21 protein-coding genes are annotated in these 25,026 nt (G+C 58.8%); 16 read left to right on the forward strand and 5 right to left on the reverse strand.

Going from position 1 to position 25,026, the window contains the following annotated elements; translation table 11 throughout:
• Positions 1 to 451 precede the first annotated feature (451 nt).
• From DSCA_RS05015 to DSCA_RS05035, 5 genes are all read left to right on the forward strand, one after another.
• Positions 452 to 802 carry a flagellar basal body rod C-terminal domain-containing protein gene (locus tag DSCA_RS05015; protein ID WP_269434705.1) on the forward strand — a complete coding sequence of 117 codons (351 nt, stop codon included), beginning with the start codon at positions 452 to 454 and terminating at the stop codon, positions 800 to 802.
• A 144-nt stretch (positions 803 to 946) separates the two neighbouring features.
• Positions 947 to 2,539, forward strand: a complete 1,593-nt coding sequence (locus tag DSCA_RS05020; protein ID WP_167527611.1) for a putative glycoside hydrolase — start codon at positions 947 to 949, stop codon at positions 2,537 to 2,539.
• 572 nt (positions 2,540 to 3,111) lie between these two features.
• Positions 3,112 to 3,513 carry a MerR family transcriptional regulator gene (locus tag DSCA_RS32885; RefSeq protein WP_269434646.1) on the forward strand — a complete coding sequence of 134 codons (402 nt, stop codon included), beginning with the start codon at positions 3,112 to 3,114 and terminating at the stop codon, positions 3,511 to 3,513.
• Positions 3,506 to 4,750 (forward strand): acyl-CoA dehydrogenase family protein, encoded by a 1,245-nt coding sequence (locus tag DSCA_RS05030; protein ID WP_155315385.1) that lies wholly within the window; start codon positions 3,506 to 3,508, stop codon positions 4,748 to 4,750. Before DSCA_RS32885 ends, DSCA_RS05030 begins: the two co-directional genes overlap by 8 nt.
• Positions 4,751 to 4,806: 56 nt before the next feature.
• The gene (locus tag DSCA_RS05035; protein WP_155315386.1) at positions 4,807 to 5,616 is read left to right on the forward strand and encodes an MBL fold metallo-hydrolase; all 810 of its coding nucleotides are present in this window, start codon (positions 4,807 to 4,809) and stop codon (positions 5,614 to 5,616) included.
• 572 nt (positions 5,617 to 6,188) lie between these two features.
• Here the strand turns inward: DSCA_RS05035 and djlA are convergent.
• Complete coding sequence (gene djlA, locus DSCA_RS05040; protein ID WP_155315387.1) at positions 6,189 to 6,947, reverse strand: co-chaperone DjlA; 759 nt, start codon at positions 6,945 to 6,947, stop codon at positions 6,189 to 6,191.
• A gap of 270 nt (positions 6,948 to 7,217) precedes the next feature.
• Between djlA and DSCA_RS05045 the strand changes: the two genes are divergently transcribed.
• The 11 genes from DSCA_RS05045 to DSCA_RS05095 all read left to right on the forward strand — a co-directional run bounded on the left by DSCA_RS05045 (position 7,218) and on the right by DSCA_RS05095 (position 21,296).
• Complete coding sequence (locus tag DSCA_RS05045) at positions 7,218 to 7,973, forward strand: BAR domain-containing protein (protein ID WP_155315388.1); 756 nt, start codon at positions 7,218 to 7,220, stop codon at positions 7,971 to 7,973.
• Positions 7,974 to 8,051: 78 nt separating this feature from the next.
• A complete protein-coding gene (locus DSCA_RS05050) occupies positions 8,052 to 8,771 on the forward strand; it encodes a hypothetical protein (protein WP_155315389.1) in 720 nt (239 codons plus the stop codon).
• Between the two features lie 45 nt (positions 8,772 to 8,816).
• Positions 8,817 to 9,575, forward strand: a complete 759-nt coding sequence (locus DSCA_RS05055) for an outer membrane lipoprotein-sorting protein (protein WP_155315390.1) — start codon at positions 8,817 to 8,819, stop codon at positions 9,573 to 9,575.
• A 7-nt stretch (positions 9,576 to 9,582) separates the two neighbouring features.
• On the forward strand, positions 9,583 to 10,821 hold the full coding sequence (locus tag DSCA_RS05060; protein WP_155315391.1) for an ABC transporter permease: 1,239 nt from the start codon (positions 9,583 to 9,585) through the stop codon (positions 10,819 to 10,821).
• Between the two features lie 17 nt (positions 10,822 to 10,838).
• On the forward strand, positions 10,839 to 12,071 hold the full coding sequence (locus tag DSCA_RS05065) for an ABC transporter permease (RefSeq protein WP_155315392.1): 1,233 nt from the start codon (positions 10,839 to 10,841) through the stop codon (positions 12,069 to 12,071).
• 54 nt (positions 12,072 to 12,125) lie between these two features.
• Positions 12,126 to 12,809 (forward strand): ABC transporter ATP-binding protein, encoded by a 684-nt coding sequence (locus DSCA_RS05070; RefSeq protein WP_155315393.1) that lies wholly within the window; start codon positions 12,126 to 12,128, stop codon positions 12,807 to 12,809.
• 15 nt (positions 12,810 to 12,824) lie between these two features.
• The gene (locus DSCA_RS05075) at positions 12,825 to 14,132 is read left to right on the forward strand and encodes a hypothetical protein (protein ID WP_155315394.1); all 1,308 of its coding nucleotides are present in this window, start codon (positions 12,825 to 12,827) and stop codon (positions 14,130 to 14,132) included.
• A gap of 125 nt (positions 14,133 to 14,257) precedes the next feature.
• Complete coding sequence (locus tag DSCA_RS05080; RefSeq protein WP_155315395.1) at positions 14,258 to 15,394, forward strand: SPFH domain-containing protein; 1,137 nt, start codon at positions 14,258 to 14,260, stop codon at positions 15,392 to 15,394.
• Between the two features lie 103 nt (positions 15,395 to 15,497).
• Positions 15,498 to 16,619 (forward strand): hypothetical protein, encoded by a 1,122-nt coding sequence (locus DSCA_RS05085; RefSeq protein WP_155315396.1) that lies wholly within the window; start codon positions 15,498 to 15,500, stop codon positions 16,617 to 16,619.
• Between the two features lie 320 nt (positions 16,620 to 16,939).
• Positions 16,940 to 17,902, forward strand: coding sequence for an SPFH domain-containing protein (locus tag DSCA_RS05090; RefSeq protein WP_155315397.1), 963 nt, complete (start codon positions 16,940 to 16,942; stop codon positions 17,900 to 17,902).
• Positions 17,883 to 21,296 carry an AAA family ATPase gene (locus DSCA_RS05095; protein WP_155315398.1) on the forward strand — a complete coding sequence of 1,138 codons (3,414 nt, stop codon included), beginning with the start codon at positions 17,883 to 17,885 and terminating at the stop codon, positions 21,294 to 21,296. Before DSCA_RS05090 ends, DSCA_RS05095 begins: the two co-directional genes overlap by 20 nt.
• A 374-nt stretch (positions 21,297 to 21,670) precedes the next feature.
• Here DSCA_RS05095 and DSCA_RS05100 read toward each other — a convergent pair whose 3' ends face one another.
• The 4 genes from DSCA_RS05100 to DSCA_RS05115 all read right to left on the reverse strand — a co-directional run bounded on the left by DSCA_RS05100 (position 21,671) and on the right by DSCA_RS05115 (position 25,026).
• The gene (locus tag DSCA_RS05100; RefSeq protein ID WP_167527612.1) at positions 21,671 to 22,750 is read right to left on the reverse strand and encodes an amidohydrolase family protein; all 1,080 of its coding nucleotides are present in this window, start codon (positions 22,748 to 22,750) and stop codon (positions 21,671 to 21,673) included.
• Between the two features lie 295 nt (positions 22,751 to 23,045).
• Positions 23,046 to 23,474 (reverse strand): (deoxy)nucleoside triphosphate pyrophosphohydrolase, encoded by a 429-nt coding sequence (locus DSCA_RS05105; protein ID WP_197904748.1) that lies wholly within the window; start codon positions 23,472 to 23,474, stop codon positions 23,046 to 23,048.
• Positions 23,475 to 23,575: 101 nt separating this feature from the next.
• The gene (locus DSCA_RS05110; protein WP_155315400.1) at positions 23,576 to 24,082 is read right to left on the reverse strand and encodes a response regulator; all 507 of its coding nucleotides are present in this window, start codon (positions 24,080 to 24,082) and stop codon (positions 23,576 to 23,578) included.
• 110 nt (positions 24,083 to 24,192) lie between these two features.
• Complete coding sequence (locus tag DSCA_RS05115) at positions 24,193 to 25,026, reverse strand: response regulator (RefSeq protein WP_155315401.1); 834 nt, start codon at positions 25,024 to 25,026, stop codon at positions 24,193 to 24,195.

Genomic DNA, 25,026 nt, shown 5'->3' on the forward strand with positions numbered 1-25,026 from the left:
ACACCGCCGCGTGTCAACCCGCCATATGAGCCGCACCCTGTCCCGGCAGGGAAGGTTTTAACATCTGCATCGGCAGATTTTTCCTCCCGCGGCCAAATGCACGAAGACCATCCAATGGGAGGCGCCATCGTGCCAATCTTTGTCATCATGCAGTCAAAGGATTCGGATTAAATATTTCATCCTTTTGATTATATTATATATATAAACATCAATGAAACCGGCACAGCATTTGCTGATCAGTAGTGTCCGCCCTGAAACGAAAAAGGGTCGGAATCAGGACCCGCGACCACTTTTACCCCCCGTATGAATCACGGGAGGTCCCACAGGCATATCGTTGTATGCAGCGGATATGACGTTTGCCAAATCCGGATCAGGGCAACGGGTTCCCTTGGGGGCGGGCAGGAACAGACGCGATACCCATTACCAATCAAAGGATTGAAGGACGAATATGATGTCACCATTGAATTCGGCCATTTCGGCAATCTCGGCATTTTCGGTTAAAATGAAAGTGACCGCCAACAACGTCGCCAATGTGAATTCAGACGGCTTTAAAAAAAGCCGCACGACATTTACGGAAGGCCTGTCCGGTGGCGTCGAAGCGGAGGTCGATATCGTCGATACGCCCGGCACCGTCAAGCGGGTCGAAGAAAATGGCGGGACCCGAGACGTTGAACCATCGAACGTCGATCTTGCACAGGAATTGACCGATTCGATAGCGACCCGTTCAGGATACAAAGCCAATCTCAAGACCATCCAGACCGATGATGAAATGCGTGGCACCCTTTTGGACACGATTGGATAGCCCGGGGTCAAAAAATGTGCTTCCCGCCTTGATGAAATCCTGATCATGCCGATAACCGGTTTGAGCACAATCGACAACAGTGCGCCACACCGAAACGATTTCAGCCACCGATGAACCGCTGGCCGAGAAAGGATGATCAGGAATTTGACTTCCGAATCACGCCCCTCCTTCACAGGATTCTGGATTGCGCTGGTCCTCTTGACAAGTGCGGTGGTCTGGAACCATTCAGCCCTGGCCGCCGCCGAGCCGGATCGATTCAACGCGTTGTACGTCCCCCCCCATAAAATCACCCGGCGGACCTTCGATGAGATTGTCCATTACGCCGCCCTGACGCCGGTCAATGCCGTCGTATTGCATGTCAAAACCCCCAGGGGCAAGCTGCTGTGGCCGTCCGGCAATGCCATGGCCGTCCAGATGGGTGTCGCCGCCGGGCATTCGGGCCTTTCAAGGCATGTGGCCCGGTTAAAAAAAGACAACATCCGCACCATTGCCAAACTGGATGTGTTTGCCGATCACCAACTGGCTGCAACGATGCCGTCGCTGAGCGTCATGGATGCGTCTACGGGTTCTCCGTGGACCGACGCCAATGGCCTTCACTGGTCCAATCCAAGCGACCGCCGGGTCTGGGCGTACAACATTGCCCTGTGCAGAGAACTGGCGCGCATGGGCGTTGATGAAATCCAGTTCGACTACGTCCGTTTTCCCAGTGACGGCGATCTCTCAAGGATCCACTACCCCGGCACCCTGCCCGGTTTTTCGAAATCGGAATGCATCGCGTCCTTTCTCGAAGAAGCCTACCGTGAATTGAAACCGCTGGGGGTGAGCGTCTCCGCAGACATCTTCGGATTGACCGCCTGGAAAACCGATGACTTCGGTGTCGGGCAGGTCCTGGAGAAAATGGCCCCCCACCTGGATGTCATCTGCCCCATGTTCTATCCGTCCCACTTCCCGGCCGGATTCCTGGGCAAAAAAACACCGGGAGAATTCCCGGCAGTGATCATGGAAGCCAGCATGCGCAGCATGATGAACCGGACGGGCAAGCCGATCCGGCCCTGGATCCAAGGCTTCTGGTACCCGCCCCGGCAAATCGGCGCCCAGATCGAGGGCATTGAAAAGGCATCGGGCCAAAGCTGGTCAATCTGGAACCCGAGCGGCCGCTACGGTTTGTCCTACCAGGCCATGGCGGAGCGGTCCGGCGTGTGTCTGTCACGGCCGACCTTTTATCCGTCGGTGGCGGATCTGTTGTCAAAAGACGACCGGTCCATACGCGGGCAACGTACCGTGGTCAACTTTACCAGTTTTAAAATGGGCTACTCCATTCTCTCACTCGAAGCGTCCGAAAACGGGATCCGTTCGCGCTATTCCTCACCGGCGGCCATCGTGGCGACGATCGAAGAGAGCATCATGGATCACATTCTGAAAAAACGGGAAATCCCCTTCAGGCCCGATGCCGATCCGTATGTCAAACGCAGACTGGTCAGCGACCTGCTGTGCGCCGATCTGGGCAAAGATGCACGCCGGATGCGGCCGGAACCCATCTATATCGACTGGGCAAACGATTGTCTGTTTTCCACCTCGGGCATCCCGCAGCCCCGCCTGGACGTGTATGCGCAGGTCGCCCGCCAGCCCGTTCTCGATGACACCGCCGGCATGACCCCCCAGGAGGCCCTCGAACTCGCATCGGCCGCCGACACTATTTTCGGCGCGGCGGAAAGCGCCTTTCCATTCCAACGCTGATCCGTTGAGGGGGAGTGCCGGTGGGTTGACAAAGGGCCACGTTTCTCCTATTAAGTTAACCTTGACGTAAAGGTTAACTATTGGCGGACTCGTAAAAAGTCGAAATCACCGACCACCCGCAAAGCGGGTGGTTTGATGAAGCCCCCTCGAAGGGGGCTGAAAACCAGATCAGTAAACGTCGAGTACCGAACGTCATACATTGAGCAATGTTGTTTCTCTCGCCCGCTTCGCTCGAGGGCGCAGAGACGCAGAGGTGTAGGATTTTTGAAAAGAAACCAAATGAAGGGCAAATGTTTGGGTCCCGTTTTTTATCTTTTCTGCTGTTTCTCTCTGTGTGCTCTGCGACTCTGCGAGAGATTGTTTTTATCAAACGACCAAGCGAAGCGATCGCCGCATTCGACGTTCGATGTTCATAAAATTACCGATTGAACGTCTCGCCGGACCGGTCCGAACCGCTTCGAGTCGCTCGGGCATAGCCCGAGGTTTAATTTACTGCAATCAGTTGGTGCCCATCCGGAAATGGCCGACTTACCGGCCGACGGATGGACGCGACCTCACCCGTCAGGGTAGCCGTGAAAAAAACGACCTACGCCATATCCGACCTCTCCGCCGAACTTTCCATAACCAGCCGGGCGATCCGATTTTACGAAGAAAAAGGGCTGATCCAGCCCCTTCGCACGACGGGCAACCAGCGCAGGTATACCCGGAAAGACCGGACCCGCCTGAAACTGATCCTGAGGGGAAAACGGTTCGGTTACACCCTCGACGAGATCGCCAGAATGATCGGCCTGGCGGACGTGGACATCAACGAGATCGACCAAATCAGAAACGCATTGGCCTACGGTGACAAAAAACTGGCCGAAATCAGGCATCGCAGGAAGGAGTTGGAAGACATGGAAGCGGATATGATCAGGGTGAGGCAACGCCTGACGACCCGGCTGAAAGAGCTTGAAAAGGAAAAGAACCATGTTTGAGCATCTGCTGTCCGACCCGGCAAAGGCCTTCCGCGAGGAAGTCAGGGATCTGGTCAAATGGGTACCCCGCCAGATGATCCTGGACATGGACCAGGACCGCATCCAGTTCCCCCGGGCGTTTCTTGAGGAAGCCGGAAGGCGCAACCTCATGGGGTGCCGGTATCCGAAACAATGGGGCGGCCGGGACATGGACTGGGTAACGACGGCCATGGCCATGGAAGAGGTCGGAACCCTGGGGTATATCTTTGCCTGCGTATTCGGCGTCGGCGCCGAACTGGTCTGCGATGCCATCATCCGCCATGGCACGGACGATCAGAAGGAAAGGTACGTCAAACCCCTGCTCCGGGGGGAATTGTTTGCCGCCGAATGCCTCACCGAACCGCGGGGCGGGTCCGACTTTTTCGGCACGACCACGACGGCCGTGGAGGACGGCGACCATTTTCTGCTGAACGGACAGAAACGGTTTATCGTGGGGGCCCAGGGCGCTGATTTTTTCCTGGTGTATGCCAAAACGGCGTCCGACCGCAAACCCCATGAATCCCTCACCTGCTTTATTGTCGATCGGGATACGGGGGTGCAGACCGAATACCTCTACGGACTCATGGGCTGCCGCGGCGGCGGGGCCGGCCGGATCGTGTTCAGGGACGTTCGGGTGCCCCGGGCCAACGTGGTGGGAACCGTCAACGGCGCCTATGCGGTTTTCAATACGATGATGATCCCCGAACGACTGGGAACGGCCGCCATGACCATCGGCGCGGCCAGACCGGCACTGGATGTGGCCACGCGCTATTCCAGCCGGCGAAAAGCGTTCGGCGCCACCATCAACACCTTCCAGGGGGTCAGTTTCCAGGTCGCCGAAGCCGCCATGCTGCTGGACGCGGCACGGGCGATGGTCTACGCCACCTGCACGGCGGTGGACCGTGGCGAGCCGCCCGGGACGACCCGCCGACTGATTTCCGAGACCAAAAAGTTCGTCACCGAATCGTGCCAGCAGGTGGCCCACAATGCCATGCAGGTCATGGGCGGCATTGGCTACACCAACGTCTTTCCGGTGGAACGCATCGTGCGCGACCTCCGGCTGGCGTCCATCTGGACCGGCACCAATGAAGTGATGTCCATGATTATCGCCAACGAATGGTACCGCACCCATGCCGGGCAGGCATCGGATACCGGCGCCAGGAATTGGGAAATGGATGCGGACCAGGCGGAGGCGGTGGATGAAAAGATTTACGAATAACCCGGTGCCCATCCACAACCGGTCGGGCCGGCCATGCAGGGAGACGCGCACCTGAGATGAATATCGTCAAACTTCATCGTTTCAATGCCGGGGTGACGGCATTGGAAATGGGTTACGGCATGGTGGGGCGGCCGCTGATGAACGTGCACTGCTATCTGGTGGGCGACACGCTCATCGACAGCGGCCAGACCCGGATGGCCCGGACCGTGAAGACATTCATACGGGGCCATCGAATCCGTCGGCTTCTGCTGACCCACCATCACGAAGACCACAGCGGCAACGCGGCCCTGGTGGCCGGGGCATGCGGTGCGACCGTCCTGGGACACCCCCTGACCGCCCGCAAGATGGTCCATATCCATCCCATTTTGCCCTACCAGCACTTCATATGGGGACGGGCCCGGCGGGTGGACGTGTCCCCCCTGCCCGCGGTTGTGGAATCCGACGGGTACCGCTTTATCCCCATTCACACGCCGGGCCACAGCAGGGATCACACGGTTTACCTGGAGCCAGGCAACGGGTGGCTTTTCTGCGGCGATCTGTATCTGGGAGACCGGATCAAATTTTTCCGATCCGATGAAAAAATCGATCTGCAGATCCGCTCGCTCCGGGCTGTCCTGCGATACGATTTCGAAGCGCTCTTTTGCGGCCACAACCCGGTGCTGAACAACGGCAGGCGCCGGCTGCGCGCCAAACTGGCCTACCTCGAGGACATTGCCGGCACGGTGCGCTCGCTGATGGCGCGGGGTCTGCCGGAAAGGGAAATCATCCGGCGGCTGGATCGAAAGCAGGACCGGCTGGTGAAAACCATCACCATGGGCAACGTCAGCTTTGCCAACATGGTTCGATCCGCCATCCATGCCGCTTGACCGGGACGAAGAGGCTCTATTTGCAGTAAAAAAAATTCGGGCTCTGCCCGAGCGACCCGAAGCGCGTCGGACCGTGCCGGCGAGATATTCAACCAGCAGAAGCTTTTGTTGAACATTGAACGTCGAATGCGGAGAACACTCCACTTGGTCGTTTGATAAAAAAAACAATCTCTCGCAGAGCCGCAGAGACCACAGAGAGAGCGTTTTATATGGGCTGCGCCCAAAAAACCAAAACAGGGTTTCAATCCATTCCTCTTGATTTCGTTCCTCAAAAATCAACCCCTCTGCGTCTCTGCGTCCTCTAACGAAGTGGGCGAGAGAAAAAAACTAAAATTTGCGTTTCCGCGTCTCTGCACCCTCGAGCGAAGCCCCGCAATGCACGACAGGCTGGGCGAGAGAAAAAACATCGGTCAATGTCGGAGGGCCGGTGTTCGACGCTTATTGATCTGGTTTTCAGCCCCCTTCGAGGGGGCTTCATCCAATCACCCGTTTGCGGGTGATTGGGTGATTGACAACCGTTGTGACAAGGGGTGATGCCCAGGTCAGAAGGCGGGCGGGCGGAACAGCGGCGGCTACTTGATCCCCCGGCTGTCCTTGATCTGCTCCCACGCGTCCTGGATTTCACGAAATTTATCATGGGCGAAACGGGTGAATTCATCGGGCAGCCCCTTGGCGGCGATCTTGTCCGGGTGGTACTCCTGAACGCGCCGGCGATAGCAGCGTTTCACCTGGTCATCGGAATCATTCGGGCTGCATCCCAGCACGGCGTAGGCCTTGTCCGCTGTCGGCACATATTGCGATTTCAGCTGCTCGTAGCGCAGGGTATTGAAATTGAAAGTTTTCACGGCGGAAAGGATCAGCATTTCCTCCCCACGGGTCATCCGCCCGTCCGACACCGCCACCCGCAGCAGGATGTCGATCATGAGTTCCAGCATCTGGGGCTGATGGTGAAACTGGCCATAAAACTGACCGGCAAAATCGTCAAACGTCCCCGGGGCGTTCAGGGCCGTCCGGAAAATATTCACGGCCGCATTCCGGCTTTCCCCATCCAGCCGCAAATCGTTTTCCATGAACGCCTGAATGGAATCAACCTCCTCTTTTTTCACCCGGCCATCCGCCTGGGCCAGTTTGGCCAGCATGGAGAACGCCGCCACGAAAAAGGTCAGCTGATGATGCTCGACGGTTGACAGCCGCTGGCGGCTGCCGGCGGCGGCATCGAGTTCGGCTCCCGTATCGAAAGCGTGTCCGAATGCGGCCCCGAATATGGCCCCCAAAGGCCCGCCAAAGGCAAATCCGATGGTTCCGCCGACCAGTTTTCCCATCCATCCCATGGGCTGTTTCTCCTGTTTCGTTTCGCTGAAAGGCATCCATCCGGCGGAGGTCGATCCGCCTGGCGGCTGCGTTCTGCTCGAGGGCCTCAAATACCACAAAAGGCAAGGGTTGCCAACCACGGGATCATTTGATCCGCATGCCCGCAGGCGCCAGAAAGAGCTTGAATTGCATCCAATTAGTTTGTATTGTCAACAGTTGCTGCGTTCCAGCCAACATCTCCAATACTGTTCCACGAAAGGTTATCGCCTATGTTGACATGGTGGACCAATATGGAATCCGTCGCCGCCCTGAGCAACTGGATGCTGATGTCAACGGTTGTTTTTGCGGTGCTGACGGGAATCCTGGCGTTTCTGACCATCGGAAAATCCAAACGTCTCGTCAACCGCCTCTCAGAAGACATTCTATCCTCCCGGAAACAAATCAAATCCCTGGAAAAGACGGCTGAAGAAATCCGCAGGGAACTGCTGAAAACCCAGCAGCATCAGGACATCAATCAACTCAAACTGAAAACCAGCAACTCATCCGCCCAGGAATTGCGCCAGGAATTGCTGGATGCCAGAAAGCGCCTGGAGATCGCCGAAGCGGCCATCAAAGAGCACCAGGCCCGGGAATCAGAGGATGGTGACGGAAGCGAAACCATGCTGACCCTCGACCTGGAGCTGGAGCCCGAGGGCAGCCTTTCGGACAACCAGCGCGAACAGCTGATCGCGCTGCTCGACCCGGGGCCCAAGGGGAATGTCGACATCTTTTGCGTCATGGATGACGACGGCTCGGAACTGACGGCCAAACAGCTGGATGAAGTCCTGACGGCTGACGGCTGGAAAACCAATGGCGTTGCCCGGAGTGCCTTTTCCAATCCGCCGAAAGGCCTCCTTCTGGCGGTAAACAGCAAGGAGACGGCGCCCTCGTATGCCTCGTTCCTGCAGCGGGTGTTTTCCACCATCGGCATGGATGTTTCCGCCAGGATTGATAAAAAATACCGTGAATGGTCCCTGACCGTGATCGTGGGCTCCACTGACGGCTGATCCCCGCGCGGCAATCATCGACCGGACTGTTGACCCATCGTCGACACGACCATTAACTCCATTTTCGGGAAAGCGCCCATGACGGCTGATATCGCAACCGAGAAAAAACCCGCCGGCACGAATGCCCTCTTGTCGACCCTGACCCTGGCGTGTGCCGCGTTCACACTTTGTTTTGCCCTGCTTTCAATGATCGTCGGCAACCGGTTCGCCGCCCTCCATGAGGATTGGATGGAGACGGAAAAAGCCGCCGTCACATCAGAAGCCGCATCGATGGGGGAGATGACGCTTGCGCTGAAAACCGCCGCGAGCGAACTTGAAACCGCACGCCTGGCGCTGGACAAAGAGAAGGCAGCCGGCGGCCGACTCCGAAAGCAGCTCGCCGTTGCCATGAAGGATCTCGAATCGGCCAGGGCCAATCTGGCCAAGGCCAACCAGACCATCGACAACCTCCAGTCCGTGAAACCGGTAGAATCGACACCGCCCGCGGAAAGCGACGCGGCCGCCCCCCTGCCCGCCGCCGCCGCTTCCCCGGAAAACGCACCACCGCAAGCCCCCCCGGCTCAGCCGGCATCGCCGCCTGCCGGCGATCCCGCCGGGCTGCCGGACTCGCCCCAATCACCTGAAAACGCACCCGCTGCCACCGAACCGGAAGGCGTGGCGGCACCGCAGCCCCAGGCCGGCCTTGCCGCACCTGCTGCGGATGCACCCGTCGCTTCCGATGTCTCCAGCCCCATCACCGAAGAGGCCCTTCCGGACGTGTCCCGGGAATCGCCGGCGGCTTCACCGGCCGCGGATTGATCACCCCGGGAGGACGATCGGACAGGCAGCGGGAAGGATGGGTTCATGCACCGAAAGTGGATAACGGCAATACTGTTCATCTGCCTGCCGGCGATGCAGCCACCATCGATCGGGGCCATGACCGCGGCACAGATTGTGGCCGCCAGTTTCAATTACATGCGCGGCGATGCATCCGTCTCCACGGTGGCCATGACCATCGTTCGTCCCGGCTGGCAGCGAGAGATGGTCATGGATGCATGGACGCAGGGCCAGTCGGACAGCCTCATCCGCATTCAGCGCCCGGCCAAAGACAGGGGGAACGGCACGCTGAAAAAAGGTGCCGGGATGTGGACGTACAATCCCAAGGTGAACCGCACCATCAAACTGCCGCCGTCCATGATGTCCCAGTCCTGGATGGGATCGGATTTTTCCAACAATGATCTGGCCAAATCCGACAGCCTCCTTCACGATTACACCCACACGCTGAAAGAGACGATCGAGAAGGACGGGCACCGCGTCCACCTGATCGAATCGACACCCAAACCCGAGGCGCCTGTGGTGTGGGGCCTCCAGCGGCTGGCCATCCGCGGCGATTTCATCCTCCTGTCGCAAACCTTCTTCGACGAAGACCGCCTGCCGGTAAAAACCATGACCTGCCATGACATCCGTGAAATGAGCGACCGGCTTTTCCCCTCCCGCTGGCGGATGCAGAAAACCGGGGCCAAAGATGAATACACAGAACTGGTGTATCGTCGCCTGACCTTCAAAGCGCGCCTGTCGCCGACCATCTTCACCCTTTCATCACTGAAAACCGGGCGGAAGTAGACCGGCCATGGGAATGATGCAACACATGGCCTGGCGCAATGTGTGGCGCAACCCCCGGCGTTCCCTTTTGACCATGGGTGCCATCGCCTTTGCCTGTGTGCTCCTGATTTTCATGCTTTCCCTGCAGTTCGGCGCCTACGAAACGATGATCAACGCGTCCCTTCGCATCCGCACCGGACACCTGCAGATCCAGGCCGCCGGTTATCACGAAAAGCGGCAGATGCGCGACACGGTTGACCGCCCGGGCGAAATCAACGCCCTTTTAAACGATATCTCCGGCATCCGCGCCACCACCATGCGGGGCAACGGCTTTGCCCTGGTCTCTTCCAACGACCGCAGCGTCGGCATTTTTATTTCGGGGGTAGACCCCCTCAACGAACCCCGGGTGACGGCGATGGCCGACTGGATCCGTTCGGGCGACTGGTTCTCCGCCGCAGCCGGCCTGGAAGCCGTCCTGGGCCATCTTCTGGCCAGGCGCCTGAACGTAACCGTCGGCGATGAACTGACATTACTGGGTCAGGGCCGGGACGGATCCATCGCCGCCGGGATGGTCACGGTCCGGGGAATCTTTTCCTCGGGCATCGACGCGGTGGATCGCGACACCATGGTCATGCCGCTGACCGCGTTTCAGGACCTGTTCGCAATGGGGGAAAGCGTTCACGAAATCGTGGTCGTCGCCGCGCTTCTGGAAGACGCGGCGCCCATCCAGCAAAAGGTCCGGGCGCGACTGCCGTCCCGCGCATCCGGAGGACCGCTGCGGGTGCTGGACTGGAAGACACTCAATCCGGGCCTGATGGACAGCATCGCCATGGACCTGTCCATGGGCGTCATCATGTATGGGGTGCTGATCATCGTGGTGGCCTTCAGCATCTTCAACACCTTCCTGATGGTCATTTTTGAACGCACCCGCGAGTTCGGGGTACTCATGGCCCTGGGAACCACACCGGGCCGCCTGGTCCGGCTGGTGCTGGGTGAATCCCTGTGGATCGCACTGGTGGGGGTCGCCGCCGGGGTGGCCGCCGGAACCCTGCTCACCGGCTATTTCCAGGCGCACGGCATTGACCTGACCGGCGGGAGCGACCTGCTCGCCCAATATGGCATGTCCGGCATGATGTATCCGCGGCTCTCCATGATATCGGTATCGGCAGGCCCCCTGACGGTACTCCTGATCACCTTCCTGGCGGCCCTTTTCCCGGCCTTCAGGGTCAGCCGCCTCAAACCGGTGGCTGCAATCGCCCACGGTTGAGGGCGGAAGGAAAAACCATGCTGGCTCAGATGGCCTGGAGGAATATCTGGCGCAACCCCCGACGGACGCTGGTGGTGCTGGCGGCCATCGTCGTCGGCATCTGGAGCATGGTCGTTCTCGGTGCCCTGATGCGGGGCATGGAAACCGGCATGCTGGAAAACGGCATCCGCACCTTGACCGGCAACATTAAAATCCAGCACCGGGCCTACCGCCAGGACCCGTCGATTGCCAACAGCATCACCGCCCTGCCCCCCATCGAGGCGGTACTCTCCCGAACCCTGCCCGACGGCACGGCCTGGAGCCCGCGCATCCGCCTCGCCGCCATGGCAGCCAACGCCCGGCATGCCAAGGGGGTGACCCTGGTCGGCGTGGACCCGCAGAGGGAAAAGCGGGTGTCGTTCATCGGCACGGCGGTCGCCCGGGGACACTATCTTTCATCGACGGACACCAATCGGATTCTGATCGGTCAGGCGCTGGCCGATGACATGCAGACCCGGGTCGGCAAACGGTTGATCATCACCACGCGGGACGCAGCGGGGCAGCTGGCATCCAAGGCCTTCACCATCAAGGGAATTTTTCAGTCGGAAATGCAGGCCACGGAAAAAGCATTCGTATTTGCCCCCCTGGCGGTTATCGACCCCTTTCTGGCCATGCAGGGGCGCATCAGTGAAATATCCATCAGCCTGCCCGGCCGCCTGACCGGCAGCCGCGCCGAATCGGACCTGGCCGGGTCAATTGCCGACCGGCTGTCTGACCGGCCGCTTTCCGTCGACACCTGGGACCGTCTGCTGCCCATGCTCAAGGCATACCTCGAACTGTCGGACCAGTTCATCTGGATCTGGTTTCTGGTGACCTTCGTGGCCATGGGGTTCGGCATTGTCAACACCACCCTCATGGCCGTTTTCGAACGGATCAGGGAATTCGGGCTGCTCAAGGCCCTGGGCGTCAGGCCGGCCGGCATTCTCGCGGGGATCCTCTGCGAAACGGCCATCCTGATCGCCGCCGGCCTGATCGCCGGGAACCTGCTGGGGGCCGCCACCGTCCTGTTTCTGCAGGACGGCATCGATTTGTCGCGGTTTGCATCGGGAACTGAAATGTGGGGCATCTCCCGCATGATATTCCCGGACGTGCGGGCCCTCGACGTGGCCGTCGCCAACCTGGTGGTGTTCGTGTTGGGATTGGCGGTGAGCCTTTACCCGGCCGCCAAGGCATGCCGCATTACCCCGGTTCAGGCCCTGGCTCACCATTGAGCGACGGTGGCAGGCCCGGAAAACCACCCCATGACGGGGTGAAGGGAAAAAAGTATGGTCCGCTGCAGCAACATACGCAAATCCTACGTCCAGGGCAAAGTGACGGTGAGCGCCCTGAAAGCGGTGAACCTGACGGTCGAGGCCGGTGAATTTCTCGCCCTGGCCGGGCCCAGCGGATCGGGCAAGACCACCCTGCTCAATCTCATCGGAGGGCTGGACCTGCCCGACGCCGGAACCATCCGGGTGGACGGGACCGCCCTGAACCGCCTGACACCCGCCGGGCTGGCCCGACTGCGCCTGACGCGCATCGGTTTCATCTTTCAGGCATTCAATCTCATACCGGTGCTGACCGCGGCGGAAAATGTGGCCTATGTCATGCACCTTCAAGGAGTTGACGCCGGAACACGCCGCCGGCGGGCACTGGCCATTCTGGATGAAGTCGGACTGGGCGATATGGGAGACCGGCGACCGGCCGAACTTTCCGGCGGCCAGCAGCAGCGGGTGGCCGTGGCGCGGGCCATTGTTTCCGGTCCGGCCATTGTGCTGGCTGACGAACCCACGGCCAACCTCGATTCGGCGACCGGCGAGGCCCTGTTGACCCTGATGGAAAGGATGAACCGGGAAAAAGGGGCGACCTTTATTTTTTCCACCCATGATCAAATGGTGATGGATCACGCCCATCGGCTCGTCCATATCCGCGATGGACGGATTGAAGATGACACCAGACGACAGACCTGACGATCCGGAAACCCAATGACCCCCTTCCGGACCTTACGCAATTTTCTGCTGTCCGCCATGCTGGCGGTTGTCCTGACCCCCTGCCCGCTGGCGGCATTCGATGCCGGCATGCAGTGGGGCGGGCATCTCAAGGCCCTTGGCGACCTGCGCTGGCCTGAAGCGCATGCCTTTCCGGACGTGGATCCCCCGGCGCCCCTGACCGACGGGACCCTGGAGTTCCGGCTCACCCAATTGACATCGCTGCCGTGGGCGATCGACCTGGAAACGCACTACGAAGCCATCTGTCACGGCGGCGATGGGGTCCGCAACGCGCGTATGGTTGACCTGGCAATGCCCGGCACCCCCCTGCCCCTCCCGCTGCCGGACCCCGACCGCCTTGACCGCCGGCGGCTGATGGATCTGACCGCGACCCTGGACACGGGCAGCAGCCATATCTGTTACCACCGCCTGGACCGGCTCAACCTGACCGTGCTGCCCGATTGGGGAATGGTTCGCGTCGGCCGGCAGGCCGTTACCTGGGGCGATGGGTTTGTGTTCAATCCAATGGACCTGTTCAATCCGTTTGCGCCCACCGACATCGAACGGGACTACAAAACCGGCGACGACATGGCCCTCACCCAGGTTCTGTTCGAAAACGGCGACGACCTTCAGGCGCTGGTGGCTCCACGGCGGGATCCGGAGACCGGCGATGTCAGCAGCGACCACCAGTCCCTGGCCGTCAAGGCCCATATCCGCATCGGCGGACGCGACCTCGACCTGATGGCATCCCGGCACTACCGGGATGTTGTCGGCGGGTGGGGGCTTTCCGGTTATGCCGGCGACGCCGCCTGGCGCATCAATGCCACCTGGACCGATCTCGACCACCCTGCCGCCCGCAGGGATGACTACCTCTCGCTGGTGGCCAATGTGGATTTCTCATGGGTCTGGTGGCAGCACAACTTCTACGGCTTTGTGGAATATTATTTCAACGGCCTGGGAGACACGGACTACCCCGCCGCGCTGGCGGATCCTGCCGTCGTCGAACGGATCGATCGCGGAGAACTGTTCGTTTTAGGAAAAAACTACCTCACCGGCCAGCTCCAGGCGGAAGTGCACCCCCTGTTCAACCTGTTTTTCAATGTGATCCTCAATGCCGCCGATCCGTCGGCGGTGATGCAGGCTTGGGGCCAGTGGGACGCCGCCGAGAACCTGAGGGTTGTGGTGGGCGCCAAGCTCGCCGCGGGTGCAGACGGAACGGAATTCGGCGGGTTCGACCTGCCTGAAACCGGCATCCGCATCGGCGTCGCCGATACCGTGTATTCCAGAATTACCTTGTTCTTCTGAGCATTTACATCCATATTCGCCCATGCTATAGAAAATCGGCGGCATGGTTTGGTTCATGTTTTTAAATTCACGGCCGATAATCGAGGCAACGCCACGTTTTCAACACGGAACAGGAGAATCTGCCCATGAAAGCTGACAACCGGATATTTCTTGAAAATCTGGAATGGTTTGATGAAAGCGGCCGGGAACTGGTCCACCGCCTGCCCGAAAAAGGGTCCGGCGAAATCAAATGGGGGGCCCAGCTCACCGTAAGGGAAAGTCAGGCCGGCGTCTTTTACTACAAGGGAAAAGCCGTCGAAGCCTTTGGCCCCGGTCGCCACACCCTGAAAACCGGCAATATCCCCATCCTCACCAAGATCGCCAGCCTGCCCTGGGGAATGACCAGCCCGTTGAGGGCGGAGATGTATTTCGTCAACATGAAGGTCTTCACCAACCTGAAATGGGGAACCCGGGACCCGGTGGCCTTCAAGGATGACGAACTGGGACTGATCCGGCTGCGGGCCTTCGGGGTCTTCAACCTGCGGGTGGTCCAGCCGGTGCTGTTCATCAACACCATGGTGGGCACCCAGGGAATGTTTACGACGGAAGAGATAGAGGAATACCTCAATCGGGTAATCGTCTCCCGCTTCAACGACTACATGGGCGAAACCATCGACTCGATCCTCAACCTGCCGGCCAAATACGACGAGCTGTCCGAAGGCCTGGCCAAGCGCCTCGAAGGGGATTTCAGGCACTTCGGTCTGGGCCTGACCCACCTGTACATGAATGCCATCACGCCGCCACCGGATGTGCAGAAGGCCATCGACGACCGCAGCCGCATGGGCGTCTTCGAAGACATGAACAAGCTCATGCAGATGAAATCGGCCATGGCCATGGAAAAGGCGTCGGAAGCCGACGGCGATGGCAGTATGGGCATGGGGACCAGCCTGGGGCTGATGATGCCGGCCATGTTTGCCCAGTATTTCAATGGCGCCGGAAAAGGCCCGCAGGGCGGCGCCCCGCCCGCCCAGCAGCAGGCCACCTGCCAGGAGTGTCAATGCAGTATCCCGCTGGCAGCCAAGTTCTGCCCCATGTGCGGCCACCAGCAGCTGGTTTTCGTCCAGTGCGGCAACTGCGGCAAAAACCTGGCGCCCAATGCAAAATTCTGCTCGCGCTGCGGTCATCCCACGGAAGAAAAACCCAAACCCGTCTTTTGCGCGAAGTGCGGCGCCGAAAACCTGGCCGGGGCCAAATTCTGCACCCGGTGCGGAGAGAAATATTAATTTTCTCATCGACCATCAGTGCCCCCAGTGCGGCGCGCCGGCAGAACTCGACGAGACGGACCGTCTTTTTCAATGTGCGTTCTGCAAGGTAAAATCCTACCTCGTGGAGCAGGGATATTTCCGCTACCTGCTGCCCCATCGGGCGCCCGAAGGCCGGGACCTGGTGTATTTCCCCTACTGGCGCTTCAAGGGCATGCTCTTTTCCTGTCTGCCCGCCGGCATCCAGAACCGGTTTCTGGATGTCAGCCAGCAGGCGGCGCCATCGCCCCTTTTTCCCGCATCGGTCGGACTTCGCAGCCAGGCCATGAAACTCCGTTTTGTCAGCCCGGAGACCAAAGGATGGTTCATCAGCCCCTCCCGGCCCTTTCGCGGCGTCATGGAGACCTTTCTTGGCCGCTTCAACCGCGACACACCCGGGCCGATCCTGCACCAGGCCCATATCGGCGAGTCCGTCAGCCTGATTTACGCCCCTTTTTACGCGGACCACCGGATCATGGACGCGGTGCTGAATCAGCCGGTGTCCGGCCCCCTGGATGAGCCCTTCGAAGCCAGCCGGCTGCCCGGGGGACCGGCGGACTGGCGCATCCGTTTCATCCCGACCCTGTGCCCGAACTGCGGCTGGGACATGCAGGGGCGCCGGGATGCCCTGGTACTGCACTGCAGCAACTGCGACGCCATGTGGCGGGCGTCCCGACAGGGCATGACCCGCGTCAACGCAGCCCATATGCCGGGGCCCGAAAACGAAAACATCATCTACCTGCCCTTCTGGCGCATCAAGGCCGATATCTCCGGCATCGGCCTTGACCATTATGCGGATCTGGTCAAGGTAGCCAACCTTCCCAAAGTGATTCAGCCCGGCTGGGACCGGGTTCCCTTCCACTTCTGGGGGCCGGCCTTCAAGGTGCGCCCCCAGAGCTTTCTGCGGTTGACCCACCATATCACCCTCGCCCAGCCCCGGGACCACCTGGCGGCCCACCTGCCCAAAGGGACGACCTACCCGGTCAACCTGCCGGTGTCCGAATCCGTCGAAACCCTCAAATTGAACCTGGCCGGCATCATCCGGCCCAAACGTGCGGTGCAGGACCGCATCGCCGACATCCAGGTCAAGCCGAACCGCTACCTGCTGGTCTACCTCCCCTTTGAAGTGCGCCACCACGACCTGGTCCAGACGACGTTCAACGTTGCCGTAAATCGGAACCAGCTGGCACTGGCGAGCAATCTGTAATACTCACCCGGATGACCGCACCCAGGTGTGCCGGATGGATTTTCCCTTGAAACCGCACCCTTTTCATGTTTGAATAGTCCTGTTTTCAGACTGCCCGATGTCGACCGGTACAGGTATACAGATGACGGGGCATGTTCTCGTCCACGAATCATCTTTTCCTGATTGCTCCGTTCATCACAACCCATTGATTTCCCATTGTCAGGACGATCGCAGTGGCGTCGACCGCTTGCACGGCGCCTTCCCATAAAATGCCGGCAGTTCATGAGCCCAACCCGGACGGGGCGCCCCAAGGGGTGTTTCCTGAAACCAAAGGAGCAGAAATGGCCACACCGCTACCCAGTCAATTGCTGCGGCGATCCTTCGTAAAAACCGTCCTGCGCCGCCTCATTGCAGCCATCACCGTGGTCGGGTTGATCTACGGCCTGATTGCCGTTGTTTATGCCACCAAGACCATCTTCAAGGTCAAGATGAACTATGCGGTTGTTCTGGAACGGTTCGGCGGGATCCGCCAGGCGGTCACGGATGTGGGCTGGCACGCCCGTCTGCCCTACTTCACGCGCATCGAGCAGGAAGTGCCGCTGATGAACCAGACCCTCCAGCTGGGCGGCACCCCGGCCCCCATGCGAATCATTTCCAAGGGCAACGTGGCCCTGTGGACGTCCGGAGTTCTCACCTATCGCATCCGCAATCTGAATACGTGGGCCATCGAGAACCTGAGCCCCCTGGATTTGCTCCAGGGAGACTACGACGGCATCGTCAAGGACATCCTCCAGGCCCAGCAGGTGGACCGGTTGATCAGCGACCGTGAATCCATCAAGGAGGCGATTTTCACGGCGTTGAAGTCACGCCCCATCAATATCGGCGGCCCCACGATTGAAAAAAAATATGGGGTCGAGGTCGTCAGTTTCGTGCTCAAGGAGACCCGTTTCGGAGACAAACTCGTGGAAGCCTCCGAAGAAAAAAAGCGCCGGGAGCTGATTGCCGAAGCCGATAATTATGCAGCGGACCAGGAGGCCAGCCGGATCCGCAAGCTCTACGCCGCCTATCTGGACGGCATCCAGAACCTGCAGCATTCGCTGGGCAGGGATGACGGATCCTCGGACACGGCACTGCTTCAGTTCCTCACGCAGCAGAAATGGGCCACCGCATATGAAAAACAACAGCTAGGCCAGAACACCGTGGTCATCCAGAATACCCGTGATGACACGCCGGCAGTCACCCTCCCCGCTTTCAATGCCCCCAACCGTTCCGAGGGAGAAGAAGATGACCAGACGGCTGACTAGAGAGATCACCTACGTCCAACTGACGGAAAGCCGGATCCGGGAGATCAAGGACCTCGTGGCCGCCTGGCCTCAGGAGACCAAAGCCTTCATGCGGGCCCGCCTCAATCAATACCGGCCGCCCATGGGATTGATCAACACGGTCCTGGAGACCTTTCTCTCCTTTTTTGTAGAAGCCCCTGAAAAAACCTTCAACGTCCTCAAAGACCCGGATATCCTCACCGACTGGCAGATGCGGTTCGAGATTTCGGGCCATACCAACCCCCAGGAGGCCTGGAACAAAATCCTCGAAAAGGAGGTATCCGCCAAAGACTATCGTTACCTGATCTCTCTTCTGGACAAAGAACTGGTCGACGTCCATATCCCCGTCGAACTCTACGACCTGTTCGAGAAAGTCTATCGCGCCCACCTCCGAAAAGAGTACATTTCGGATGCCAGCGTTCCCAAAGCGTCCCTGCTCCTGTTTGTCGGCCCGTCCGGGAGCGGAAAAACGTCCACCGTCAACCAGGCCATTGACCGGATCATTTTCGGAAACGACGTATTGCCGGAAGTGGATCTTCATCAAAAAAAAGAAGAAGTGCTCGCCGGTGAACCCTTTTGGAAAACCATTGAAGAAATCGATCCGACGCTGGCCATTGAAATGTCCCGGCGAAAGAAACTGAAGTTTTACAAGCGTCTGTCCAGGATCCCCCTGTTGCGGCGAATCCTGAAAAAAAGGATCGGGCAGGGGCTGTCCAAACTCCAGGAACAGGGTATCTGGGTGGACTATGCCATGGTCACCCCCAATGATTTCCAGACCGCGCTGGCCGGTGAACCCGGCAACTATTTTAAAAAAGCCCTGGGCGACCCCCGGAAAACGTCGATCCGGCATGTCGAAGAGGCCCACAGCGCTTTCGGGAAAGCCACCGGCCGGGATTCCGGCGTTGCCCGCCAGCAACGGACCCTCGTGGACACCTCCAATATCGTTCTGGACGAAATCATCAGCGGCAAAAGGGATTGCCTGCTCATCGCCACCACGGATCAGCCCGAACGCTTCGACGGCGCCATCTACCGCCGATTTGTGGAAAAAGGCAGCATCATCAACATTTCCGATTACTGGACCAATCCGGAGAACCTCAAGGAAGTGGTGCGGCTCGAACTGCTCAGGAACGACATCCTGGTGGCGTCCGACCAGAACGAAAACGCATGCCAGTCAGCCAAATGCCTGCTGCCGAAAGACGTATCGGAGACGGTGGACAAGCTCTACGCCATTTTCAGGGAACGCACGTTGAAAGTGATCCCCTCCTACGTGCGAAAACTGGTCCATTCCATCATCCAGATCAAGGGGGATTTCAACGCCTCCTACCTGGACGATGCCATGCTGGTGAGAAAAGCCTTTGAACTGGTGGCCCAGAACTCCTACGGCGATCTTTACAAAAAAGTGGTCGGCCGCATGGATCGGGATGTCAAATGGGAAGCCTACGTGGGAAGCATCAAGGACATCTTTTCGGAGATGACCAATAATTGCCTGTATTACAATGTCAGCGAAGAAAAAGGCGTGGTGCTCAACGGCCCGCCGGGAAGCGGCAAAACCTTTCTGGTGCGCACCTGGCTGAGCGAGAACACCGAGGTTCACGACATCGCCACCAGCGCCAGCGCCCTGCAGGACCCGGCCAACCCCGTCGACGGCGCGGTGGACAACCTGGAAAAAGTATACGACATCGCCAAAATGATCGCACCGACCGTGGTTTTCTTCGATGAAGGGGATGCCCTGGCACCCAAACGCAGCGGTACCGGCGGCAATCCGTCTGACAAACTGACCAATAAATTCCTGAATCTGATCGATGGGGAAACACCGCTGCACAAAGTGTTCACCGTGCTCACCACCAACCGCCTGGATATTCTGGATCCGGCCCTGATTCGTTCCAAGCGCCTGAAGGTACAGGAGATCAAGGGCCTGCTGAAGAAAAAGGATATCGCTCAAATCGTGGAAAACGCGTTGACGGAGATTCCCCTGGCACCGGATCTGGACACGGACCGTATCGTCGAGGCGGCCAAGGGCATCTGCAATACGCCGGCGGATTACGCCGCCTTTGTCGAAAAAGCCAGGTCCCTGCGCAATACGGAGTTCGAGGTCATCCAGCGCCTCCGTCAGATTCGCCATGACCCCATAAAAGCCCGGGAAAATTTCGTCAAATTCAACTTCAAGACGCTCATGGGAATCCTGGAAGCGGCCGATCGGGAAAGCCGGCTGAAAAAAGCCGCCCGGGGTGCGCCTGAACGGTTCCTGGACAACTATGAAGCGATTTTAAAATTGCTGAAACCGATCGAAGGGCCGCAGGACTATCCCATGGTCGCCAGCCATCTCAAGTCGGCCCGGCACGAAATCTCGGAAAGTCCGACCAAAAAGGGCAAGGTGGTGCTCGATGACTTCCTGGAGGCGGAGTTGAGCCAGGAGCCTCAAGTGGGGTTCATCATCGGCGTGGGCGCCAACGACGTGACCGGCGTTCTTTTGCCCATCGCCACCAGCCTCACCTACAGCCTGTCTTCGGAAAAGGTCATGGTCACCGGCGCGGTGTCATCATCGTCTTCGGCCGGCGCCCAGATGGAAATGGCCGTCCAGATGACCCAGCAGAGCGCCCATGAAGCCCTGACCATGGTCAAAAACTACCTGCAGGACATGGACCCCAAGGTCAGCGCCGCCCGGCTGCTCGGCGAGTTCCTGGACAAGTATACCATCCACCACCAGCTGCTTTCCGCGTCCTACAGCGTGGGCGGACCGTCTGCGGGATACGCCCTGGCCATCAACACCCTGTCGGCGCTGATGCACCTCCCCGTGTACCATGACTTCGGCATCACGGGGGCGCCCTGGACCAAAGGCGTCAAACGCGGCGAGGTGGGCGGTTCGGTCATCATCGGCGGCCAGCGTAAAAAAACGGAAAAGGTGCTCATGTACCTCCGGCGCATGTACATGCCGTTAAAAAATTACATGGATCTCGAACAGGAGTTCCTGGTCAACTATTGGGACCAGGACAAGGATATTCTCGGGGTCACCCATTTCGGCGATCTGGTGCCCGAAGTGATCTGGCTGGACCCTGAGTACGAACAGGTCATTCAGGACCTGATTGCCCTCAGGATCCGATACAAAAGGGAGAAATACCAGGGGCAGCGGCCCGATGAAGCGATCAAAGCGGAGATCCTGAAAAAGAAAGAAATTCTGAAAATCCGTGCCGAAAAAGAGATTAAAAACCGCCTGATTGCCCTGCGCCGCTACCTGAGAAGCCCGGCAAAGGATCCTCACCTGTCACTGGAAGAAATATACCGCCGGCGGGAATCGCCCCTGAACCGTATGGCCGATCCGGTCAAGCGGTTGCTCCAGAAAGTGCGTTCACGAAAGAAAAAATTGACCGCTTCGTAAAAAGCTTTTTCAGGCCACCCATGGCCATATATCCCAATATCCGAAAGGAACCGAAAAGGCGTGGGAGCGGCTTCCAGCCGCGATCATCCCATTGCATCGCGGCTGGAAGCCGCTCCCACGAAAAAAGACGCGATTCTGATTGGTTCCTCACAAATCCGGTGACTGCGTTAGGCCTCATTCCTCGACACGAAAGATCCTGGCCCAAAGAACCAGGCGTTGCTTGTCCTTTGAAAAGGGGCGGTAGCCGCCTGACGGTTAATCGGGCAACCAGAATTCAGTGCCGCCGCCCCGTTGAACGAGGTCTGAACACGGATGAAACTTGTGCGTTTTCATACACGTTGAAGAGCAGTTAAAATTCCCGAATAAAAGGCCCGTCATTGGCCAGCGGGGTCCAGGCCGATCTCTCGCCCTTCGACCACCCGGCAGACGATCTGATGGAGCGCATCCGGCACGTGCGCCACCGGCCCCTTGACCGCCATGAAATCCGCCCGCATTCCCGGGGCAAGCTTGCCTCTTTCGGGCAGGCCCATGAGCAGCGCGCCGTTCCGGCTGGCGCATCGAATGGCCCCTTCCACGCTGTATCCCGCTGAGATGAAGAGCCTGAGTTCCTCCTGTACCGACGATCCGTGATGCACGCCCGGACTGCCGGCATCGGTTCCCAGGGCAAGGGTCACCCCCATTTCCCTGGCGGCATGGATCTGCGCCAGCTGGTGCTCCAGGTTCTTTCTGGACACGTCGGCAAAAGAGGGATCGCTTCGGTGTCCCTGATTTTTCAGGTAATCGCCATAGGCCTTCATGGTCACGGCCGTCGGCACCCAGACCACGCCGGTATCGGCCAGCCGGCGCATGTTTTCCTTCCCCATGAAAAACCCGTGCTCGATGCTGCTGCACCCGGCAAGAACAGCCAGCTTGACCGGTTGGTGGCCATTGGCGTGGACCATGGTGGACAGCCCCCGTTTTCTGGCTTCCGCAACCACCGCCGCCAATTCGCTCTCATCGAACTGCGGCGCAGATTCCACACCGAACTGGGTCAGACTGTTCAGGCCCGAATTGACCAATTTCAGATGGTCCCGCCGCGTATTTTCACCGAAGGCACTCTGGACCAGGGTCTTTCCGGCTTCCACCGGAATGCCGATCAGTTTGCCATATCGGCCCGGTGCGTGGCGGGCCCGGCCCGGGGATGCGACGGTAACCGTCGTCGGAGAACGCGGGTCCGCGTCCCCCTTGTACCTCAGGGTATCGCCATTGTGGTCTCCGCCGTCGCGAACGGCCAGCACGCCGCACCTCAGGTGCTGGCGAAGGTGCTTGGCAATCGTGTCACGGCGGTCCGCGTAGGTGCTGGTCAGCTGCTTGCGGCGTAAAGCCGGCGTGGTGGTGCCGGACATCACCAGATGAACATGGCTGTCGACCAACGCCGGAAACACCGTGCACGCCGAGAGATCGACAATGGTCATTCCTTGTGGCTGCGGCGTTTCGGCGTTCGAGATTCGCTGGATCCGCCCCGCGTTGACAGTAATGATCCGATTTTCGACGGCCGGCGTTCCGGTCCCGTCAACGAGCCATCCAACCCGGTAACCGATAGTCGTTGAAGTCATAGTGAACACAGGTGCCAGGATTGATGCCGATGGGTTATGGGCGATTGGATCCCGCTCCGAATACGATCTGACCGGCCTTTCGCCCCGAAATTATCAATTCTTTCCCTATAGCCGACCCGCCTTCGGACTTCAACCCCTGCCGCAGGCCAAAAGGTCAATCAAGGGGAATGTCCCCGTTTTCCAGACGGCGGACAAAGGGCAGGTCCGCCGGGGTAAACGGATAATCGGCCAGCTGGCCGGGAAATACCCACCGGACGGCCTGATGGGAGATCAGCCTGAGCGGCCTGCCATTCCACGATACCCGATAGGCCATCAGGTCGATGGAGATATGATCGTAATGATAAACGCAGGATCCGAGGAACCGGCCGACAGCGGCATCCATGGCCAGTTCCTCACGAAGTTCCCGCTTCAGGCACTGCTCCGGGGTCTCGCCGGCTTCCATTTTACCGCCGGGGAATTCCCACATGCCTGCCAGCCGGTCGTTCGGGCGTCGCTGGGCGATCAATATGGTGCCGTCGTGAATAATGATGGCGGCGGTAACCCTCAGGATGGATGTCATGGCGTTAACGGGTCGTTGGTCCAATGCGGGCTCAAGACGGCCCGCAAATCATAACCGGCCTGCAGGTCACCGGCAACCGACGCAATCATAATGCCCCGGTGCCATTGAACACACAGGCCGGCAGACTATTCATCCAGAAAAATATAACCGTCTTTATCGCGTTCCACGCGCGTGATTCCGGGATGCCTGCTCTCCAGCGCTTTCAAAATGGCATCCCGGTTCCTGACTTTACGAATCAGCCGATCCCTTTCGGTGGCCAGATCAATGGATTCCAGCGCACGCAGGATGGTGAGCTTGAGATCCTGATCGTCCCAGGGTTTTTGAATAAATTTATAAACGCCGGCGTCGTTGATCGCCTCCATCACGATTTCCACCTTGGCCTGTCCGGTGAGCATGATGCCCAGGATATGAGGGTGATCTGCTTTCACGGCCTTGAGAAATTCGAGACCGTTCATGCCGGGCATGTTATAGTCGCTGATGATCAGGCTGACTTCCCTGGCCTCCAGAATGTTGAGCGCGTCGGCGCCGCTCTCGGCTGTAAACAGGGTATACGGCTCTTTTCTCAGCGCTCGCTGGAAAGCCTTGAGCACACTGGGTTCATCGTCAACCATGAGAATCGCGTGTTGTGACATGTCTGTTCCTTTCAATGGACCGGCCGCCGGTCGGTGCGTTCAGGTATATGTATTCGGATAGCCTCTTTTTACGCCATTCGCCCCGGCGTGACAACCTGTCCGCCGGCGAATCATGGGGCGCCAGCCGCCGCTGACAGGGTCATGATAACCCCCTGCCCCTGATACCTGCCGGTCAGGGGAATCAATTCCATTTTAAATGACCGGCCATCGTTGCTGGCTCCTGAAATGGTGCATTTTTTCAATGTTGTCAAACAATTGCCCACCTGCAACCTCACATCGGCATCGAAGAATTCGTTCACGTTGCCACCCAATTGGATGGCGTGTCCGCCCCCCAATCGCCGATGAAGGGCCTTGTTGGCCATGACCACCATCATTTCCGAACTGATGCCCATGATCGGAACCGGCAGGTCATCCAGGATGGCATGCGAAACCTGGAGGGCCCGGTTCTGAAATTCCAGGTTCCGGGTACGCTCCAGAATGATGTTTTCCAGATTCTCGTTGACCCGTTTCAGTTCCTGATTCTGCTGCAACACCTGATCGTGGAGGCGCTTGTTGTCCTGTACCAGATCATACTGCTCCATCGCCTGCCGGATTTCCAGCTTGAGGTTCTGGTCATTCCACGGCTTGAGGAAAAACTTGTACAGATGGCCCTCGTTGATCGCCTCGCTGATACTGTCCACGTCTGTGTATCCGGTAAGAATGATCCGGATGGCTTCCGGGTAGGCGTCTTTGACCTTCTTTAAGAATTCGGTGCCGTTCATCTCCGGCATGCGCTGGTCCGATACCACCACATGGACTTCATTTTCGGAAAGGATTTTCAGGCCTTCTCTCCCGCTGTTACCCGTCAACACCCTGAACGTTTCTTTGCGCAGCAGTCGTTTGAGCGCGTTGAGGATATTCTGCTCATCATCGATGCATAACAATGTACGTTCTTTTTTTTCCAT

The organism is Desulfosarcina alkanivorans (assembly GCF_009688945.1).
Classification (GTDB): Bacteria; Desulfobacterota; Desulfobacteria; order Desulfobacterales; family Desulfosarcinaceae; genus Desulfosarcina; species Desulfosarcina alkanivorans.